General features: G+C 60.5%; 20 protein-coding genes. All 20 read right to left on the bottom strand.

What is annotated here, in order from left to right; genetic code table 11:
• Positions 1-2 precede the first annotated feature (2 nt).
• Positions 3-995 carry a 1,2-phenylacetyl-CoA epoxidase subunit PaaA gene (gene paaA / locus Q1A52_RS04210; protein ID WP_299859879.1) on the bottom strand — a complete coding sequence of 331 codons (993 nt, stop codon included), beginning with the start codon at positions 993-995 and terminating at the stop codon, positions 3-5.
• Positions 996-1,025: 30 nt separating this feature from the next.
• Entirely contained in the window at positions 1,026-2,231 is a 1,206-nt protein-coding gene (gene pcaF / locus Q1A52_RS04205) for a 3-oxoadipyl-CoA thiolase (protein WP_300011277.1), read from the bottom strand.
• A gap of 106 nt (positions 2,232-2,337) precedes the next feature.
• A complete protein-coding gene (locus Q1A52_RS04200; RefSeq protein WP_300011275.1) occupies positions 2,338-3,033 on the bottom strand; it encodes a PAS domain-containing protein in 696 nt (231 codons plus the stop codon).
• A 231-nt stretch (positions 3,034-3,264) separates the two neighbouring features.
• Positions 3,265-4,401: a Gfo/Idh/MocA family oxidoreductase gene (locus tag Q1A52_RS04195; protein ID WP_300011272.1), complete on the bottom strand. Its 1,137-nt coding sequence runs from the start codon at positions 4,399-4,401 to the stop codon at positions 3,265-3,267.
• 92 nt (positions 4,402-4,493) lie between these two features.
• Positions 4,494-5,549: a sugar phosphate isomerase/epimerase gene (locus tag Q1A52_RS04190; protein ID WP_300011269.1), complete on the bottom strand. Its 1,056-nt coding sequence runs from the start codon at positions 5,547-5,549 to the stop codon at positions 4,494-4,496.
• A 1-nt stretch (position 5,550) separates the two neighbouring features.
• The gene (locus tag Q1A52_RS04185; RefSeq protein ID WP_300011266.1) at positions 5,551-6,627 is read right to left on the bottom strand and encodes a LacI family DNA-binding transcriptional regulator; all 1,077 of its coding nucleotides are present in this window, start codon (positions 6,625-6,627) and stop codon (positions 5,551-5,553) included.
• Positions 6,628-6,637: 10 nt separating this feature from the next.
• Positions 6,638-8,269, bottom strand: a complete 1,632-nt coding sequence (locus Q1A52_RS04180) for a dihydroxyacetone kinase subunit DhaK (protein ID WP_300011263.1) — start codon at positions 8,267-8,269, stop codon at positions 6,638-6,640.
• Between the two features lie 12 nt (positions 8,270-8,281).
• Positions 8,282-9,277, bottom strand: coding sequence for an ABC transporter ATP-binding protein (locus Q1A52_RS04175; RefSeq protein WP_300011261.1), 996 nt, complete (start codon positions 9,275-9,277; stop codon positions 8,282-8,284).
• Positions 9,270-10,367 carry an ABC transporter ATP-binding protein gene (locus Q1A52_RS04170; RefSeq protein WP_300011258.1) on the bottom strand — a complete coding sequence of 366 codons (1,098 nt, stop codon included), beginning with the start codon at positions 10,365-10,367 and terminating at the stop codon, positions 9,270-9,272. The genes Q1A52_RS04175 and Q1A52_RS04170 overlap by 8 nt, the downstream gene beginning before the upstream one ends.
• Before the next feature lie 4 nt (positions 10,368-10,371).
• Positions 10,372-10,560: a hypothetical protein gene (locus Q1A52_RS04165; RefSeq protein WP_300011255.1), complete on the bottom strand. Its 189-nt coding sequence runs from the start codon at positions 10,558-10,560 to the stop codon at positions 10,372-10,374.
• A gap of 103 nt (positions 10,561-10,663) precedes the next feature.
• Positions 10,664-11,602, bottom strand: coding sequence for a carbohydrate ABC transporter permease (locus Q1A52_RS04160; RefSeq protein ID WP_299825656.1), 939 nt, complete (start codon positions 11,600-11,602; stop codon positions 10,664-10,666).
• Positions 11,599-11,784, bottom strand: coding sequence for a hypothetical protein (locus tag Q1A52_RS04155; RefSeq protein WP_300011251.1), 186 nt, complete (start codon positions 11,782-11,784; stop codon positions 11,599-11,601). Before Q1A52_RS04155 ends, Q1A52_RS04160 begins: the two co-directional genes overlap by 4 nt.
• Complete coding sequence (locus Q1A52_RS04150) at positions 11,784-12,731, bottom strand: carbohydrate ABC transporter permease (protein ID WP_300011248.1); 948 nt, start codon at positions 12,729-12,731, stop codon at positions 11,784-11,786. The genes Q1A52_RS04155 and Q1A52_RS04150 overlap by 1 nt, the downstream gene beginning before the upstream one ends.
• 96 nt (positions 12,732-12,827) lie before the next feature.
• Positions 12,828-14,147 (bottom strand): ABC transporter substrate-binding protein, encoded by a 1,320-nt coding sequence (locus tag Q1A52_RS04145; RefSeq protein ID WP_300011245.1) that lies wholly within the window; start codon positions 14,145-14,147, stop codon positions 12,828-12,830.
• Between the two features lie 231 nt (positions 14,148-14,378).
• Positions 14,379-15,122 (bottom strand): SGNH/GDSL hydrolase family protein, encoded by a 744-nt coding sequence (locus Q1A52_RS04140; RefSeq protein ID WP_300011242.1) that lies wholly within the window; start codon positions 15,120-15,122, stop codon positions 14,379-14,381.
• Positions 15,119-15,541 (bottom strand): alternative ribosome rescue aminoacyl-tRNA hydrolase ArfB, encoded by a 423-nt coding sequence (gene arfB, locus Q1A52_RS04135; RefSeq protein ID WP_299826558.1) that lies wholly within the window; start codon positions 15,539-15,541, stop codon positions 15,119-15,121. Before arfB ends, Q1A52_RS04140 begins: the two co-directional genes overlap by 4 nt.
• Before the next feature lie 278 nt (positions 15,542-15,819).
• Positions 15,820-16,440 (bottom strand): queuosine precursor transporter, encoded by a 621-nt coding sequence (locus tag Q1A52_RS04130; RefSeq protein ID WP_300011240.1) that lies wholly within the window; start codon positions 16,438-16,440, stop codon positions 15,820-15,822.
• Between the two features lie 90 nt (positions 16,441-16,530).
• Positions 16,531-17,448, bottom strand: a complete 918-nt coding sequence (locus tag Q1A52_RS04125; RefSeq protein ID WP_300011237.1) for an esterase-like activity of phytase family protein — start codon at positions 17,446-17,448, stop codon at positions 16,531-16,533.
• Positions 17,427-18,356 (bottom strand): penicillin-insensitive murein endopeptidase, encoded by a 930-nt coding sequence (gene mepA / locus Q1A52_RS04120; protein ID WP_300011234.1) that lies wholly within the window; start codon positions 18,354-18,356, stop codon positions 17,427-17,429. Before mepA ends, Q1A52_RS04125 begins: the two co-directional genes overlap by 22 nt.
• Positions 18,353-19,684: an MFS transporter gene (locus tag Q1A52_RS04115; RefSeq protein ID WP_300011231.1), complete on the bottom strand. Its 1,332-nt coding sequence runs from the start codon at positions 19,682-19,684 to the stop codon at positions 18,353-18,355. The genes mepA and Q1A52_RS04115 overlap by 4 nt, the downstream gene beginning before the upstream one ends.
• Positions 19,685-19,719: the final 35 nt, after the last annotated feature.

Here is a 19,719-nt window from a genome sequence, read left to right as displayed (position 1 = left end):
AGTTACTCCGCTGCCATTTTGCGTGCGCGTTTCTTCTCCGCGTGGGCCAGGAGGCCCTCGCGCACCCAACGCCCGTCATCCCAGGCCTTGTTCCGTGCTTCCATGCGGTCCACCGAACAGGGGCCGTTACCTTGCAGCACGTCAAAGAACTCATCCCAATCGGGTTCCGAGAAATCATAGGATCCTCGTTCCTCGTTCCACTCCAGATGTTCGTCCGGGATGGTCAGGCCCAGATAGGCTGCCTGCGGTGCGGTTTGATCGACGAACTTCTGGCGCAGCTCGTCATTGGTGTTCATCTTGATTTTCCACGCCATCGACTGGGCGGAATGCACCGACTCCTTGTCGGACGGGCCAAACATCATCAGCGAAGGATACCAGAAGCGGTTGAGCGCATCCTGCGCCATCCTGCGCTGCGCCTCGGTGCCATTCGCCATCTTCATCATGATGTCGAAACCCTGCCGCTGGTGGAAGGATTCCTCCTTGCAGATGCGCACCATGGCGCGGGCATAGGGCCCATAAGAAGTACGCTGCAGCGGCACCTGGTTCATGATTGCCGCGCCATCGACCAGCCAGCCGACCGCACCCATATCCGCCCATGTCAGGGTCGGATAGTTGAAGATCGAGGAGTATTTCATCTTGCCGCTGAGCAGGTCGCGCGTCAGCTGATCGCGGCTCACCCCCAGCGTTTCGGCAGCGCAATAGAGGTAGAGCCCGTGCCCCGCCTCATCCTGTACCTTCGCCAGCAGAATCGCCTTGCGCTCCAGCGTGGGGGCGCGGGTGATCCAGTTGCCCTCAGGCAGCTGGCCGACGATTTCGGAATGCGCGTGCTGGCCGATCTGGCGGATCAGCGTCTTGCGGTAGCCGTCGGGCATCCAGTCCTTCGGTTCGATCTTGCCGCCTGCGTTGATCCGCTCCTGAAAGGCGCGTTCTTCGGGGTCCATCTCGTCGAGCGATTTGACGCCCTTGCCGGTCGATTTGATCATCTGTGCATACATCGTTCAAACCCTTTCAAGTATAAGCGTTACCTAGTTCGCGCGCTCGAGGATGAGCGCGACACCCTGTCCGACCCCCACGCACATCGTGCAAAGCGCATAGCGCCCGCCGGTGCGTTTGAGCTGATAGGCCGCCGTCATCACCAGCCGCGCGCCGGACATGCCCAACGGATGCCCGATCGCGATGGCGCCGCCGTTTGCGTTCACATGGGGCGCGTCATCCGCCACACCTAGCGCGCGCAGAGTGGCGAGTCCTTGCGCGGCAAAAGCCTCGTTCAATTCTATCACATCCATCTGCTCAATGCTCAGCCCCGCGCGTTTCAGGACTTTTTCACAGGCCGGGATCGGGCCAATGCCCATGATCCGTGGCGCGACACCGGCGGCAGACATCGCCACCACGCGGGCCATTGGCGTCAGGCCGTGGGTCTCGGCGGCCTGCTCCGACGCGATGAGCAAAGCGGCGGCGCCGTCGTTGACGCCGGAGGCATTGCCCGCCGTCACAGTTAGCTCAGCGCCATTGATCCCCCGCAGCTTGCCTAGTTTTTCTGTTGTCGTATCTGGACGCGGATGCTCATCCCTATCGACGACAATGGCCTCGCCTTTGCGCTGGGGGATGGTGACAGGGGTGATTTCTTCGGCAAACACGCCCTCCGCATGGGCTTTGGCCCAACGCGCCTGACTGCGCGCGGCAAAAGCATCCTGATCGGCGCGGCTGACCCCGTAATCCTTAGCCACATTGTCTGCGGTCTGCGGCATGGAATCGATGCCATACTCGGCTTTCATCTTCGAGTTCACGAAGCGCCAGCCGATGGTCGTGTCATAGATCTGACCTGCGCGCGAAAATGCCGTTTCCGCCTTGGGCATCACGAAAGGCGCGCGGCTCATGCTTTCGACACCGCCGGCGATGGCCAGATCGATGTCCCCCGCGCGAATTGCCCGTGCCGCCACCCCCACGGCATCCATGCCCGACGCGCACAGCCGGTTTATGGTCGATCCGGGAACCTCAACCGGCAAGCCCGCCAGCAGTGCGGCCATCCGCGCCACGTTGCGGTTGTCTTCGCCCGCCTGATTGGCGCAGCCGTAAATGACGTCATCCACGCGCGACCAATCCACCGACGGGTTGCGGGCGATGAGTGCTGCAATCGGGGCGGCGGCGAGATCATCCGCACGCACCGCAGACAGGCTCCCGCCATAACGCCCGATGGGCGTGCGCTGCGCGTCACAGATGTAAGCGTGCATAGAATCCTCCGGTTGATGGAGAAGTCTAGGTCAGGTGCGGATTCGGTTCAATAAAAATGTTACCAATTACCGAAAGTAGTCAAATATGTGTAACGTTTTTTAAATTTCACGATATCTCGCGCGCACTCTCGTAAAGCGCACTCAAGGTGCTGGACCCGAGATCGTTCAACATTGCCTGGGCATTGCTGTCTATCCCAGCGGCCTCCGGGTGCGCGCGGCGCACGGTTTCCCGGATATCTTCCACTGATCGCTGCACGGAACGGCAAACGCTGCACAATTGTGACACTCTGTTCGCGCTGTCGTTGTGGAACAATCCCTGATCCCGCGCGGTCTCGAACATGGACACGAGATTTTGCAAATGCATATCTGCCAGCGATGAAAAGAAGCGGATGTTGTCGAAGGTCATGCGCGTGCCTTCGGCGTACTGGTCGCCGGTGACTTTGAAGGCGGTGCCGATCACGCGGTCGCCACCATCGGGCAGTGCGACATGTTGAATGGAAGTATCCCACCGCTGCACGCCCTCCGGCAGCGTCAATGTCTCCAGATATCGGATGTTTTTCTGCCCATCGGCACATTCGGTGTAACGCCCGATGACAGTGGCCGCTTCGCCTTCTGGCAGCAGGTCGCGCAACGCAACGTTTCGCAAAGCCTCCGGTTGAAATCCGGTTGCTTCTGCGTGGGCCTGATTGATGCATGTTATTTTGAATTCGCTCTGTGCGGACGGACGATCGGCCGCGAACATGGGGACTTTGAACTGATTGAAAATCGCCGCAAGGTGATCTGCGGAGTCTGTGTCTAGCATTGTCTCTCTCAAAAATTACTAAGTCGGAAGGGTCGCGCAAATTTCTTGCCAAGAGGTTTCAGAAAACTGATGCTTTTTAGGTATTTTTTGAAATGCTGCACCTGCAAAGAAGCCGGTGAAAACTGCACTGGTCGAATTCCCATGAGGATCAAGGCGCTACCCGCCAACCGGCTAAGCTGGCGCGTGGTTCTGATCAAAGCGTGAACAATCTGTTCACAGATAGTCGATGGTTCAATCCGGCAGGGTGATCCAAGCGGCATTGCGCGCCGAGGACCGTACGCAAGCATCCACGAATTGCATGCCTCTTATCCCATCCAGAATGGTTGGATAGATGACAGCCGCGCCTGGTTTCTGACCTTTGCGATGGGCGACAATCGCCTCAGCCGCTTCGCTGTAGATGTTGGCGAACCCTTCGAGGTATCCTTCCGGATGCCCGGGTGGAATACGGCTCATCCGTGCTGCGGCCTCACCCGCACCGGCACCATTGCGGGTCATCAGGCGCTTGGGCTCGCCAAACGGGGTGTGCCACAGGTGGTTGGGGTGTTCCTGCGCCCATTCCAGCCCGCCGTTCTCGCCGTAGACTCGAATGCGCAATGCGTTTTCATTTCCCGGCGCGACTTGGCTGGACCACAGCATGCCGCGCGCACCGCCCTCAAATCGCAACATCACATGCGCATTGTCGTCCAGCTGACGACCCGACACGAAAGCCTGCAAATCAGCGGCAAGGCTCTCAACGCGCAGACCTGTGACGAAACATGCGAGATTATGCGCATGGGTCCCAATGTCCCCGGTTGAACCACCCGCCCCGGATTGCGCGGGATCAGTGCGCCATGCCGCCTGTTTGAAATCCTCGTGTTTGGTGAGCCAGTCTTGCGGATATTCGACCTGCACCACGCGGATCTTGCCGATGTCACCCTTGGCAATCATGTCTCGCGCCTGCCGCACCATTGGATAGCCGGTGTAGTTATGCGTTAGAAAAAACAGAGCATCGGACTCTTCGACCGCTTTCGCCATCTTGCGGGCATCCGCCATGGTCGACGTGAGGGGTTTGTCACAGATCACGTGAATGCCGCGCTTCAGGAACTCGCGTGCGGCAGCAAAATGCACGTGGTTCGGGGTCACGATGGAAACAGCTTCGATACCGTTTTTTAATCGCGCCTCGCGGATCGCCATCTGTCTGAAGTCATCATAGGTGCGTGCCGGGTCCAACCCCAGTGCGGCCCCCGAGGCCTGCGCTTTCTCCGGCGTAGACGACAGCGCGCCCGCAACCAGTTCATACCGGTCGTCGATCCGTGCGGCGATACGGTGTACCGCGCCGATAAAGGCGTCATTGCCGCCGCCCACCATCCCAAGTCTGATCCGTGACATCCCGTTTCCTCCCGAGGCCCCGCCCCGCCTTCATTGTTCCAAAAATATGCATACACAACGGCCCGGCCAGGCGAGACCTTCCGGTGGTACGCTTAGCCGATCCCAAGCATCTTGCGATTGGCTGCCTCATCTGTGCCCCCATCTGCAAAATCGTCAAAAGCGCGTTCCGTGACGCGAATGATATGATCCTTGACGAATTGCGCTCCCTCGCGGGCTCCGTCTTCGGGGTGTTTCAGGCAGCATTCCCATTCAACCACCGCCCAGCCGTCGAAATCATTTGCCGCCATCTTGGAAAAGATACCCGCAAAATCGACCTGCCCGTCACCCAAGGAGCGGAAGCGCCCGGCGCGGTCCACCCAGGGCTGATATCCCGAATAGACACCCTGCCGACCCGTCGGATTGAATTCCGCATCCTTGACGTGGAACATCTTGATCCGGTCTTTGTAGATGTCGATGTGGTCGAGATAGTCGAGGCACTGCAGCACGAAATGCGACGGATCGTAGAGCATGTTGCAGCGGGCGTGGTTATCGACCCGATCAAGGAACATCTCGAAGGTCACACCGTCATGCAGGTCTTCGCCCGGATGGATTTCATAGCAGATGTTCACGTCATTCGCGTCGGCATGATCAAGGATCGGACGCCAGCGTTTGGCCAGTTCATCAAAGGCGGTCTCAATCAGCCCGGCGGGGCGTTGCGGCCAGGGATAGATATAGGGCCAGGCGAGCGCGCCTGAGAAGGAGACGTGGTTCTTGATGCCCATATTGGCTGAGGCGCTGATTGCCTTCATCACCTGATCCACGGCCCATTCCTGCCGGGCCTTCGGATTGCCATGCACCGATGGGTTGGCAAAGCCGTCAAACGCCGTGTCATAGGCCGGGTGAACCGCCACCAGCTGTCCCTGCAGGTGCGTGGAGAGCTCCGTCACCTCCACGCCGTTCTCCGCAGCCTGACCTTTGAATTCGTCGCAGTAATCTTTGCTTGTCGCCGCTTTCTCCAGATCGAAAAGACGCGCGTCCCAGCTGGGCACCTGCACGCCTTTGTATCCGCAGTCGGCAGCCCATTTCGTGATGGCGTCCCACGAATTGAAAGGTGCCTCGTCGCCTGCAAATTGCGCCAGAAACAGCGCCGGTCCCTTGATGGTTTTCATGTCATCCTCCCAATGCGCCGTCCGGATCGGGCGGCATGTTTTCTTTCATGTATATGTCGATTCGAATGCGTTCCTGAGCCAGATTGATCGGCGCGCTGTCGCTGTGCGCGCGCATGATGCGTATCGCACTGCGCACCAGATGGCCTGAATCCTGGCTGATCACCGCGTCAAACAACCCGTTCCCGAGCGCTGCGCGTGAGAGCGGTGTCAGTTCATGTGCAACGATGACCGGAGACGGGGCCTCTTGATGCTGGTCGAAGTGTCGGATCAACCCGGCATTGCCAGCCGCCGAGGAATAGATGCCCACGATGTCCCTGGTGCCTGCCAGCGCTTGCGGCAGCAGCCGTTCGATCAGATCGGGGTCATCGCGTCCTTCGAGCGAGGCAAGCACGGCAAGGTTCGGGAAATCCCGCGCCATGACGTCGTCAAAGCCAAGGCGCCGTTCCAGATGATCACGGGCCAGCATGGACCCGGTCACAACCAGAACCTTTCCCGATACCGGACCCAGAAAGCGGCCCATCAGCTGTGCAGCCGTGCGCCCCGCTGCGATGTTGTCGATGCCGACATAGGCGTTGCGTTCGGAACTCGGAATGTCGGAGACCAGCGAAACGACCGACACGCCATGCGCGCGCAGTCTTGAGATACTGTCCCGTACGGACGGCGTCTCGGGACCGAAAATCGCAACCCCGTCCACCTGGGCCGGATCCAGCGCGTTGATCGCCTCGGCCAGCGCCATGGGGTCAAAAGCAGGCACGCGGGTGCAGGCAACCTGCGTGCGTTCCCGTTTCAATCCGCCAGACAGATCAGTGATCTGCCGTTCGATCAGCGCGACGAATTCATTGTTGGTGGCTGGCAGAATGAAGAGAAACCGATAGACGCGCCCGCGCGCCAGATTTGCCGCTGCCGTATCGCGCACGTAGCCCAGATCGGCGATGGCGCGATTGACCTTTTCGACCGTCACCTTGCGCACGCCAGGACGTTCGTTCAGCACCCTGTCCACGGTCGCAAGGCTGACCTGCGCGACACGGGCAATGTCGTTCACCGTTGGGTTCAAAGGGGCGTCGCGGCTGACCTTCATGGTCTGATGTCTATCCTTTTAGTGCAGCTGCCAGCCCTTCAAAGAGCCGGGCGACGGCCTCGGCACCGGGATCATTGTGGCCGATCAGGTTCTCTTCGGGCACATAGGATGCCCGACCTGCCTTGGCGCGACCCATAGCAGCAGTTTCATTCGCACCCGTACGGGCAGCTTGCGCAGCGGCGCCAACGCCGTCGGTCAGGGCTTGCAGCGCCGGTTGCAGGGCGTCGATCATCGTGCGATCGCCAAGCCCCGCGCCGCCCACCTCGCTGATCCGCTGCAAGCCGGTCTGCAAGGCCTCAGCGGTGGGTTTGCCGTTGGCACAGGCATCCCCCGTGGCGCCGAAGAAAATCGCGAGGATCACACCGGAGGAGCCGCCCATGGTCTGGCTCAACTCATTGCCAACCGCGCGAAAAAGCTGGGTCAGATCGGCCAAGGGCATGCGATCCATCGACCCTTTGAGCGCGCGCGCCGCCGTGGCCAGGGTGCTGCCGGTGTCGCCATCGCCTGACTTTGCGTCGAGGCCGTTGAGGTCCGCCTCCGCCGCGATCAGCAAATCGCAGCATGTCTCGATCAAGGCACGTGTTGCGGGACTGTCCGACGGTATCGGCTGGATCGGGCTCAACCCATCCGGCAAGGGTTTGACTGTGACGGGGGAGAGCATGGTCATCCCCGGCCAATCGGGCAAGGGGACATTACGGCCAAGCGCGGCAGTGCGATCCGCTGTCAGCGGGAGCAGCGAGACGGAGAACCCATGCATATCCAGCGAGGTCATCAGGGGGGCAGGCCCGATCATTGCCGTCACGGTTTTTGCCTTGTCCGATGACGTAAACGCATGGGCCAGAACTGCCATTTCCAGCGGCGTCGTGGAGCCCAGATTGTTCAGGAGCGCAACACACTCCTGCCCCTTCACATGGGGCAGGAGCTTGTCCAGCACCATATCCATGGCCGAAATTGCACCGTCAAAGGCGACCTGTTGCACGCCGGCCTCCCCATGTATCCCGAGGCCCAGTTCTGCCATGCCCGCAGCGATCCGATCTTCTTTTGTCGATCCCGGCACTGTGCAGGTGTCCAGCGACTTCCCGATGGAGGCCATATCGCGGACCGCGTCTTCCGCCGCCTTGGTCACCGTCTCCAGATCGCTGCCCTCTTCCGCGAGATGACCCGCGATCTTGTGCACAAAGAGGGTGCCTGCCACGCCGCGCGCCTGTGGCAGATCGGGCAAGGCGATGTCGTCGTCGACAATGACCATCGCCACCTTCAAACCATACGCACGCGCACGTTCTGCGGCGAGGCCGAAATTCAACCGGTCGCCGGTATAGTTCTTGACGATCAGCAGGCAACCCGCTTCGCCGGTGACGGCGAGGATACCGGCGAGCACGGCGTCCACCGACGGGGAGGCAAAGACCTCACCGCAGACGGCGGCGGTCAGCATGCCCTCTCCCACGAACCCGGCATGCGCTGGTTCGTGCCCCGAGCCGCCCCCCGAGATCAGCGCAACCTTCGATTTATCCCAGTCGGTGCGGCAGACCACCTTGATGTGCGGATAGCCGTCGAGACGGTGGAGTCTGCCTCCTGACGTCGCGAGGAGACCGTCGATTGCATCGGTGACCAGCCTGTCCTTACTGTTGATAAACTGTGCCATCGTCTTCTCCTTTTAGTAGATCCGGTCGCCTTGCGCGTCAAAGCACAGCGGGTCTTTTGGGGCGATCTGCAGAGCGCTGCCGGGTGCATAGTCCGCGTGTGGGTCAGCCAGCGTGACAATGTCATGCCCGTCGAGGTGCAGATGCAGGCGGCTGTGATCGCCAAGATGTTCCACCCGCTCTACTTGTGCGGCCCGGCCTTCGCCTTGCGTGACGTGTTCCGGTCTCAGGCCAATCCGGTGGGCGCCTTTCGGCGCGGTACCAAAGAGATCGGCGGGCAGGATATTGATGCGCGGCTGGCCGAGGCGCGAGGCGACGTAGACAGAATTCGGGTTCTCGTAGATGTCTCGCGGTGTGCCATATTGCACCAGGCGCCCTTCGTTCAGCACGCCCACATGGGTGGCCATGGTCATCGCCTCGATCTGGTCGTGGGTGACGTAGAGGATGGTCGCGCCGAGGCTGGCCTGAATGCGTTTGAGTTCGATCCGCAGATCGGTGCGTAGTTTGGCGTCCAGCGAGGACAACGGCTCGTCCATCAGATAGACCTGTGGTTCACGCACAAGCGCACGCCCGATAGAGACCCGCTGCATCTCGCCCCCTGACAGCGCCGTCGCTTTGTTGTCGAGCTTGTGGCTGATCTGCAGGACGTTTGCGACCTCATTCACTTTGCGGATGATCTCGTCTTTCGGCGTGTTGAGGATTGGAGACTTCAGAGGGAATTCCAGGTTCTCGCGCACGGTCAGATGCGGATAGAGCGAATATTGCTGGAAGACCATCGCGACGTCGCGCTGCGCGGGTGTTTCGTTAGCTACATTACGACCACCGATGTGGATCTCGCCCGCGTCGAGCTTTTCAAGACCCGAGATCAGGCGGAGCGTTGTTGTCTTGCCGGCCCCCGTTGGGCCGAGCAGGACGACGAAAGCGCCGTCGGGGATAGTCATGTCGATGTCGGCCACGCCCACCGTGTCGCCGAAGGATTTCGAGACGCCTTTGAGGATGACTTCAGCCATGGGTCACGATCCCTTCATTCAGCTCGGAGCGCAGCGCGCGCCCGGAGTTTTCATCAAAGAGCGTGACGGCTTCACCCTTGAAGCCGAGGCCGATTTTCTCGCCTACGGTGGCCACCTGTCCTGCAGGCGCGCGCGCTTTCAACGCGCCGTTCGGTGTATCCAGCGTGATGATTTGCGTGGTGCCGAGGTATTCGGTGGCCAGCACCTCGCCGCGATAGGCACCCGTGTCGCTGAGGGTCACATGTTCGGGCCGGACACCGAAGACGAGTTTGCCCGAAGCCCCCTGCATTTGTCGCGGGACGGTCATGGAGTGTCCCTGCAGATCAACGGTCTGCGCCCCTTCCGCCACCGACCCGTCGAAGGGCAGGAAATTCATCGACGGTGAGCCGATGAAGTCGGCGACGAACATGGTGGCGGGCTTGTCGTAGATCTCTTGCGGGGTGCCGAATTGTTCGACAACGGCGTTGTTCATTACCACGATTTTGTCACCCATCTGCATGGCCTCCAACTGGTCGTGGGTGACATAGACGGTGGTGGCGCCCATGCGGTCGTGCAGGGCGCGCAGCTCTTCGGCCATATGCTCGCGGAACTCCGCATCCAGCGCGCCCAAGGGTTCATCCATCATGAAGGCCTTGGGGTCGCGCACGATGGCGCGGCCGAGGGCGACGCGCTGTCGGTCCCCCCCCGAGAGGCCGCCTACGGGTTTCTTCAGAATGTTCTGAATGCCGAGGATGGTGGCCACGTCTTCGACCTTCGCCTTCACGTCCCGCCGCGCCATGCCCTGGCTGACCAGCGGGTAGCTCAGGTTCTTGTAGACGTTCATATGCGGGTAGAGCGCAAACATCTGGAAGACAAAGGCAATATCGCGCTGGCTGGGGGGTTTCTGGCTGATTTCTTCGCCGTCGAGGTAGATCTCGCCGGAGGTGGGCAGTTCCAGCCCGGCGATCATGCGCAGGGTGGTGGTCTTGCCGCAGCCCGACGGGCCGAGCAGCATGAAGAACTCGCCGTCCTCGATGGTGAAGGAACTTTCCTTCACAGCGGTGAAATCCCCGAATTCCTTGCGGACGTTTTTGATGATGATCTGGGCCAAAGGGCTACTCCGGGAAGTGGCTGACGATGATGAACATCACCGTACCAATCAGTGTGGTGATAAAGGAGTAGGTGAAGCCCCACATCACGAACGGTTGCATCAGCATGAAGACCCCAAGTGCGATGAGGATGGTGGCGACCAGTTCCCACGGGCCGCGCTTCAGGCGGAGGAGGCCTTGAATGAAGTTGCTCATGTCGAGACCTCCAATCGGTGTCGGTGGGCTGTCGGTCCCCCTTCGGTTTCAGGTCGGTATAACGATGGTGCGGGCCGCGCGGTGGTGTAGGGTCTGATCGAGGTCATTTACGTACGGCTCCGAATGTTATGCCACGCAGCAGGTGTTTCCGCAGAGCCACCGTGAAGATCATCACCGGCAGCAGGAAGATCGTCGCGCCCGCAGCCACAGCGGGCCAGTCGAGTCCACCGACCCCGATGATCGTCGGGATGAAAGGTGGAGCGGTTTGCGCGGTGCCGGAGGTCAGGAGTACCGCGAAGGCGTATTCGTTCCAGGCGAAGATCAGGCAGAAGATTGCGGTCGAGGCGATGCCCGTGGCGGCTTGGGGCAGCACAACCTTGTAGAAGGCCTGAAACCGAGTGTAGCCGTCGATCAGCGCGGCCTCCTCGTATTCCGTTGGGATGCCGTCGATGAAGCTTTTGAGCAGCCAGACCGCGAGCGAGATATTCACTGCCGTGTAGAGCAGGATCATGCCCAGGTGCGTGTCTGACAGACCAAGTTGGCGGTACATCAGGAAAATCGGTATCGCAACGGCGATGGGCGGCATCATTCGGGTACTGAGGATGAAGAAGAGCAGATCGTCGGCGAGCGGGATCTTGAACCTAGAGAACGCATAGGCCGCGAGCGTGCCGAGGAAGACGCTGAGGAAGGTGGAGCCGAAGCCGATGATCACCGAGTTCAGGAACCGCTCGCCGAACTTCGACGGGCCCGCGATGACCATGTCGTATTGGCGCACGATCTCCTCGTACCAGGTCTCTGGCGGGTTCGCGGCGAGGAACTCGTCCGTCTGTCGCGTCCGGGTGGTGAAAAGGTTCACGTAGCCTTCGAGCGTCGGATCGAAGATCACTTTCGGCGGGTAGCTGATCGCGTCTGCCGGTGATTTGAATCCGGTCAGCATGATCCACGCCAGTGGGACCATAGTGATCAGCGCGTAGAGGATCACCAGGCTGCCTGCGAACCATTTCGAACGCGTGCTGGGCTCTGTGACGGAGAAGCTGCTCATGTCGGGGTCTCGGTCTCATCAGGCTGGGGGTCGACGATGCGCATAGCCTCTGGCGCCTCAGGTGCGGCGTCGGTGTTGGCGTGATCGGCGAGCGAGGCAAAGGCCATGGCCAGCGGCGTCAGCGGGGCGGCCCAGCGGCCCAGGTCGGCGTCTTTGGGCAGGCGGATTTCACAAAAGGACATCACCGTTCCTTCACCTTGTTGAGGGCCTTCACGTAGATCGAGGCGAGGCCGAAGACGGTTACGAAGAGGATGATTGCGTAGGCCGAGGCATAGCCCGTGCGCCATTTCTCAAAGGCTTCGCGCTTGAGGTTGATCGAGGTCAGCTCGGTCGTGGAACCGGGGCCGCCGCCGGTGAGCTGCACCACCAGGTCGAACATCTTGAAGTTCTCGATCCCACGAAAGAGCACGGCCAGCATTAGGAAGGGCATGACCATGGGCACCGTGATTGTCCAGAACTGCCGCCATTTGGAGGCGCGGTCGATTTCCGCCGCCTCATAGATGTAATCGGGGATCGAGCGCAGCCCGGCGAGGCAGATCAGCATCACGAAGGGCGTCCACATCCAGGTATCGACGATCACGATGGACCAGGGCGCAAGGTTCACCTGGCCCAGCATCTCGAAGCTGGAGGGGTCCTTGCCGGTGAAGAAGGCCACGATGTAGTTGAAGAGGCCGATTTGCGGCTGGTAGAGGAATTTCCAGAAGTTGCCGACCACAGCAGGGGACAGCATCATCGGCAGCACAATGATTGTGGTCCAGAGGTCGTTACCCTTGAATTTCTTGTTGATCAGGTAGGCCAGGGTGAAGCCGATCAGCACCTGCAGCACAATGGTCCAGAACAGGAAATGCGCCGTGGCCTGCATGTTCAGCCAGATGTCGGTGTCGGTGAGAATACGCTCGTAGTTGCGCAGGCCCACGTATTCGACCTCGCGGTTGGGTCGGTTGGCGCGGAAGTTGGTGAAGCTGAGATTGATCGTCCAGATCAGCGGGAAGATGTTGACCGCTAGCAGCAGAAAGATCGTCGGGCCCACGAAGATCCATGCGATGGCACGGTCGCTGAGGCCTTTGATCTTGCGCGCCACGGTGGGCGGTGTTCCTCGGGCGGCGCGGGTGATTGGGGTTTCGGTCATCTGGCACGACTTTCCCGGGGCAAGGTGGCCCGAAGGCCCACCCTACCTGCTGGAGGAGGGGTCAGGTGGGCACAGCGCCCACCTGGGGGTTGGGGGTCAGAGCTTGCCTTCGTCTTCGAAGGTTTCGGTCCAATCCTCGATCAGCTTGTCGAGCGCTTCCTTGGCTGTGCCCTGATCGGCGACCACGTAATCGTGAATGCGCTTCTGCATGGCCAGCAGCAGTTCGGCATAGGCCGGCTCCTGCCAGAAGTCCTGTACCGCGCCCATGGCTTCGAGGAAGTCACCGGCGAAGGGGGCGCTGTCCTTGAAGGTCGGGCTTTCGAGCACGGCGTTGTGTGCGGAGTAGCCGCCCAGATCCCACCATTTCTGTTGGACCTCCGGGTCCGCGAACCACTTGATGTATTCAAGCGCTGCGTCCTGTTTGTCGGAGTAGGCCACCACCGAAATGCCCTGTCCGCCCAGTGTTGAGCCGGCCTGGTTCTGCGGCGGGTTCACGAAGAAGTCGATCTTGTCGCCCCCGGTGTTCGGGTCGGCGTAGAGGCCGGGGAAGAAGGCGAACCAGTTCATCGCCATCGCCACCTGACCGGATTTGAACGCGTCGAGGGATTCGCCCATGTAGGAGTTGGTGTAGCCAGGCGGGGTTGCTGTTTCGTAGAATTCCTTATAGAATTCAAGCGCTTCTACCGCCTCTGGTGAGTTCACGGCACCTTCCATGTCATAGGAGCCGGGGGTGTTTTCATATTTGAAGCCCCACGGATAGAGCGCGCCGGTCACGCCCATGGTGATGCCTTCCGAGCCACGCTCGGTGAAGATGGCGGCGCCATAGACGGTCTGCCCGTCGATCTCGCGCTCCTGGAAGAATTGCGCGATTTCCAAGAGCTCTTTCTGGGTCTTGGGCTCAGCCAACTCGCGGCCTGTGGCCTCCTGAAAGGCGGCGCGGATGTCGTCGCGCTCGAACCAGTCCTTGCGGTAGAACCAGCCGTTGGCATCCCCCATAGCAGGTAGGGCGTAGTAGTTTTCGGACCCTTTGGGCCACGTGGAGTAGGCGTAGACAGTGGCATCGGCGAAGTCGCCCATGGAGATGCCCTCAGCATCGAAGAAGTCGTTCAGCTTAACATAATGGCCATTCTCGGCGCCGCCGCCGATCCACTGGCTGTCGCCGATCAGCAGGTCGCAGAGGTTACCGCCGGAGTTAAGCTCGTTCAGCATCCGGTCGGCGAAGTTGGGCCATGGGATGAACTCGAAATTCATGGTGTGGCCGGATTGCGCTTCGAACTCCTTGCTGAGTTCGACCAAGGCGTTTGCCGGGTCCCAAGCCGCCCAGCACAATGTCAGGTCTTCGGCCTGAGCAGATGCCCCGAAGCCTGCCGTGGCAAGGCTGAGAGCACTGACGGCCGTCAGTTTTGAATACTTCATGGTGTTCCTCCCAAATTGTCCTCCGCCCGGTCGTTGCCGATTCGGAGTTGTGACAGGCAGAGGCTAGGTGAGGGACGTCCCTCATGTCCAACTATTTTTGAGGTACGTCCCTCAAAAAGATACCAAGATGCTGATAACAATTGAAATATTATATATTGGAGTAAATCAAACCGACAACTGGGTTGGCCCCTTATGGGCCGATACGGTTTTCAAGTTGGACTGTGGCGCGTCTCAAATCAGATGTTTTGACAGCGCCGTCCAGACCTGCTCGGCGGCGAAACTGGCACCATCTGGGCTGGCATGGTGTCCGTCTCTCGCATAGAGCGGCTGGCCAGCTTCAACTGCGAGACGCCACGTGTCGGGCAGGTTTACGACATCTGCACCGATTTGGCTGGCCGCGTGATTATAATAGGCCATCGTTCGGCGCGCGTAGTCCGAAGGGTCATCGGGGCGGACGATGGCGCGGCCTGCGTCGCGATAGATCGAGGCGTCGGCACGGGCGGGCCATGGCGGGCACAGCAACACGCTGGGCGCGCCAGTCCAGGCAGCCAGTCTGCGCATTGCAAGAAGTGAGCCCCACCTGTCTATGACGCGCAGGGGGGTCATGGTGAAATCCTGTAGAACCAACGCATCCCACCGGTTTTGTGACAGCACTTGGCGGAGCGCGTCTATACGCACAGTTTCGATCAGGCGCGCGCCGTGAGCTGCCGCCATCCCTACTTGCAATGCGATTCCATCCTTTGCCGCGCGCTCTATCACCAGACTGGGCACGTTGTGTCCCATTATCATGGAGTTTCCGATAAAAAGGATTGCCGGAGGGCCAGCAGGGTCCGGGCTGATCGTGGCCAAATGCGCATCCGTCAGAAAGGGCAGGCGGCGCGGCTCGCGATGTAGGCGCAGTGTCAGCCCCGCGCCTGCTGTCAGCCCCGTGGCGAGTGCACCACCAGCCAGTCCGATGGCCTGCCGACGGTTCATTCGTGGTCCTTGATCGGGCCACGCATGGCCTTGACCTCACCGCGAACCTTTTTTGCCTTGAGGCGTCGTTTTTTTGCGCCGAGCGTGGGCCGCGTGGGAATACGCTTTTTAGGGCGGTGAAGCGCTTTACGGATGAGATCGACCAGCCGGTTGCGGGCGATGTCGCGGTTGCGCGCCTGACTACGGGTTTCGTCACATTGGATGATGAGCGCTCCTTCAGTCGTCCACCGGCGTCCGGCCAGGCGTTTTAGTCGCGTTTTCACCGGATCGGGCAATGAAGGAGAGCGTGCAGCTTCAAACCGCAGTTCGACTGCAGTCGCCACCTTGTTGACGTTCTGCCCACCGGGACCCGAGGCGCGCACGAAGCTCTCGGTCAACTCCCAGTCCTGGATTTCAATATCGTCATTGATCCGTACCATCACGGTGTTGTGCCACGAATACGGACTACAAAAAAGGGCCGCACTTTGTCAGTGCGGCCCAATCGAATGGTTTCAGGAGGGGGATCGGTTAGACCGATGTCCACTCAGGAGTTCTGCCCGTCAAGGGCTGCCTCAGCAGGCGACCTCCAAAGCTGTTCCGACACCTCGCTCCAATACCTTTCTTGACACTGGATCACCTCCTTTACCTATCTGTTGACGTTGAAAGAATCGTCGCACAGGTTTTGGAAATCACCAAGTGTTTTTTCGTTAACGCAGGTCTAGTGGGCGAGGGTGAGCCGAGCCGTGATCAGCCGGAAGGGGACAAGCGCCAGGAGCGCCAGCGCCAGCTTCACCACCCAGTCGGCCAGTGCCAGGGACACCCAGAGCGGTGCGGCAGGCCCTAGCCCAAGGATGGGCAGCACTTCTCCGGCCCAGCTCACGTCATTTGCGGGCTCGATGAAGGTAAGGCTGGCGGAGAAAGCAATGGTGAAGAAAAGTGCTGTATCCACGGTGCTGCCGATCAGTGTGGAGGCCAGCGGGGCGCGCCACCAGCGGCCATCGCGCAGGGCCGAGAAGATCGCCACGTCAAGGAGTTGTGCCGTCAGGAAGGCAAGGCCCGACCCGAGCGCGATGCGCAACGTGACCAGCGGGCCGAACTCGCCCATAATCTGGGTGCCGATGAGCGAGCAGATCAGCCCCACGATGAAACCCACGAAGACCACGCGACGCGCCGGGCCTACGCCGTAGACGCGGTTCATGACATCCGTAACCAAAAAGGCCAGGGGGTAAGTGAAGGCCCCCCAGGTCAGCCACTGACCAAAGAGGAACTGAACGAGAATATTCGAGGCCACAACGATGGCGGCCATGGCAAGGATGCCGGGAAGGTGAGCGCGTGTCATATGATGTATCCGTTTTGGCAAGGGTGCGGCACTTGGTCGACCATCTTGGCCGACGCGCGGTCTTTAGGCGCTCCGGCGCAGCGGCGCAAGTCACTCCTTTAGAATGTATTCGACGATTTCTGTGCGTAACACGGGTAGGAAGTTGTCATCGGAGATCATCGTGAGGCGGATGTCACCTGTTCCGTCCGCCCAAACGGCGAGACCTTCCAGATTTCCATGTCGCCGATGCGGCGTTTCCAGAACGGTTTCGATCTGCTCAAATCCATCGGTAGTCAGGGTCATGCGCCGGACACGACTGCGAAATCCCGCCCAGACAAAGGCCCGCTCCAGCAGGTAGAATTTGCCATCCGGTCCGAAATCGCCACCGACCGGCAGGAAGTCATCATCGACGGGTAACGTGAAGGGCTGGTTCCACTCCTCGCCCGGTCGGCGCTGGTAGACCAAGGCTTCCCATGCATGTCGTGCAACACCTTCCGGGATCGAGATCAGGCCCGCCTCCGGATGCACCGCGACCAGTTCAAGCCCTTTGTTGCCGCCAAGCGCCCGCCATGCGCGGGTGTACGACGGCCATTTGGCAACACTGTCCCAACTGTCATACCGCAGAATGCGATGCGCAAATTCGAAAGACACAAAAAGGCGGCCCTCTGCATCCAGCGCCAGGCCTTCGGCATCGCTATGCGGAAAATCGCGGACGACGCCATGGCGATCAGGTAGCGCTCTATCTGCTTCAAGGGTTATGTCTGAAATTTGGTTGTCGATACGCAGCACCTGCCCGCGTGTCAGGTGACCGCGATCCGTCACGGCGTAGAAATCAATGCCGTCCTTGGACAGTTCAAAGCCGGAAAACCCACCAAACCATTCCGCATTATGTCGCCATTGGAAGGTAGAGAGATGTTGTGCCGTTTGCTCTTCAGGCGCAACTTTGGGTGGCCCGGGAGGCGGATGAAAAACAAAAACGGGTGCGATTGCCGCGATGGTGATCAGAGCTACTGCAAGACGGCGGCGCATTGCTGAGGCAGGTCTGCAAGCAACAATTGCCGCTTGGGTTTGGGGGGTGGTGCGTTTGGATCAGGGGGCGGCGGGTTCAGGATGCTGTTCACCCAGGCCTGCGCATCGGCACAGCCGTCCCCAGATGGGGGCGGGGCCTGATCGACGCAACCTTTGGCGCCGGATGGGCAGGCAAGCCGGACATGGAAGTGGTAGTGATGCCCGTACCAAGGCCGGATCTTGCGCAGCCAGCTGCGGTCGCCCTTGGCGTCCTTGCACATTTGCACCTTGGCGCCGGGGAAGATGAAAATACGTGCCACGCGTGGATCAGAGGCAGCGGCTTTCAGAATTTCGTGGTGCTGGCGGGTCCAGTTGTCATTGACAAAGGCGCCCTTGTTGCGGCGCAGGGAGATGGAGGAGATGCTTTCACGCTGGGCGACAGAAAGTGCGAGATTATCCGCCGGGCGCAGCCAGATATCGGCGTCCAGACCAATCTGGTGACTGGCATGACCCGACAGCATCGGGCCACCGCGCGGCTGGCTCAGATCGCCCACGTAAAGGCCGTTCCAGCCCGGTTGCTGCGCGGCTGCGCGGCTCAGGTCCTGTACGTAGTCAACCGTTGCCGGATGCGCCCAATTGCGATTGCGCGACAGACGCATCGCCTGCCATGTGGGGCCGGTTTCGGCCAGTTGTGCGGCGCCTGCGACACAGCCCTTGGCATAGCTGCCAAAGGGTGCGGGCGTGCCGGAGGACCCACTCCGCCTTGCGCCGAAAAGCTGCTTGGCCGGTTGATTGCTTTTTGCGTGACCGGATGTGCCGATGGTGGGCAGAATGGCGGAAGCCTGTGCCGTTGATTGCGGTGTGCCATCCGAGCATGCGGCCAGTCCCAACAACAGGATCGCAAGCGCGGCAAAAGGGCGGAGGGTCATGTGCTGAAATCTCCTTTTGGCTTGACCCACGCTAACAGGATCAACCCCGCGATGAACAGTCCGATAATCGGGGTGACGCCGATTTGCTGTGATCCGCTGATCGCGGTGACGGTGCCGATCAATAAAGGCGCGAGAAAGCTCGTGGCCTTGCCAGATAGCGCGTAGAGGCCGAAGGCTTCGGTCATGCGCTCCGGATTTGCCTGATGCACCATCATGGACCGGCTGGCCGATTGCAACGTGCCGCCCGCTGCACCAATGAGCGCGCCGAGGATGTAGAAGGCGATATCAGGGGCGCGGCTGCCGTCTGGCAAGGCGACGCCGAAGAGGCTGTCGCGGGAGACAAAGACAATGGCGATGGCCACGCCCAGCAGGATGGTGATGGAGGTTTTGATCACCGCACCTGGGCCAAACCGAACATCCGCCTTGCCGCCCAGCCAGGCGAAGAGCGCGCCGGTGATGATCGCGATGATGCCAAAGACGCCCGTGTCGACAACGGACCATCCCAGCACGCCCTGCGCGTAGATGCCGCCAAAGGCATACATCCCGTTCAGCGCGTCCCGATAGAACATGGAAGCGCCCAGATATGAGAAGAGTGACGGGGTTTTGGGCAGGAGGCGCAGGGTGGTGGCAAGGCCCTTGAGCGCTCGCCTTACAGCACCTTTCGCGCTTTTGACGGGCTTTGGATCGCGCACCCAGACAAAAAACGGGATCATGAAAAGGATGTACCAGAGTGCGGTCAGGGGTCCGACGAACCGCGTCCCCTCCCGCAGCTCGGGATCAAGCCCGAAGGCCGGGGAAATCCCGATGAAGGTTTTGCCGGTGGCAGCGCTCTCCGCAAAGAAAAACAGCATGATCACAAGGGTGACCAACCCGCCCAGATAGCCAATGGCCCAGCCTGTGCCGGACAGCCGTCCGATCTGGTCGCGCGGCCCCAGATCGGGCAGCATCGCATTGGTGAAGATCGTGGCAAATTCCATGCCGACGAGCCCGAGCGCAAAGAGAAATAGCGTGAGCGGCAGATTGAAGCCCTCGGGGCTTGCCCACCACAGGCCGAAACTACCAACGACATAGAGCGCAGAGAAAAGCCAGATATAGCGCAGTCGATTGCCGGAGGAATCCGCCAGCGCCCCGAGAATGGGTGCCAGCAGTGCGATCGTGATCCCCGCCGCGCTGATCCCAAAGCCCCAGGCGGCCTGCGCGCGGGCACCGTCCTGCATCAACTCCCCCACATAGGGGGCGAAGATGAAGGTGATGAGCAGCGTGTTGTAAGGCTGGCTGGCCCAGTCGAAGGAGTACCACCCCCAGATGCGTTTGCGCGCGCTGATCATTGCTGTGCCCGTTCCTGCCCTGCGCAAGGTAGATC

Origin of the sequence: uncultured Roseobacter sp., assembly GCF_947488185.1 — a bacterium.
GTDB lineage: Bacteria > Pseudomonadota > Alphaproteobacteria > Rhodobacterales > Rhodobacteraceae > Roseobacter.
This window is presented reverse-complemented; position numbering and strand designations above follow the sequence as displayed.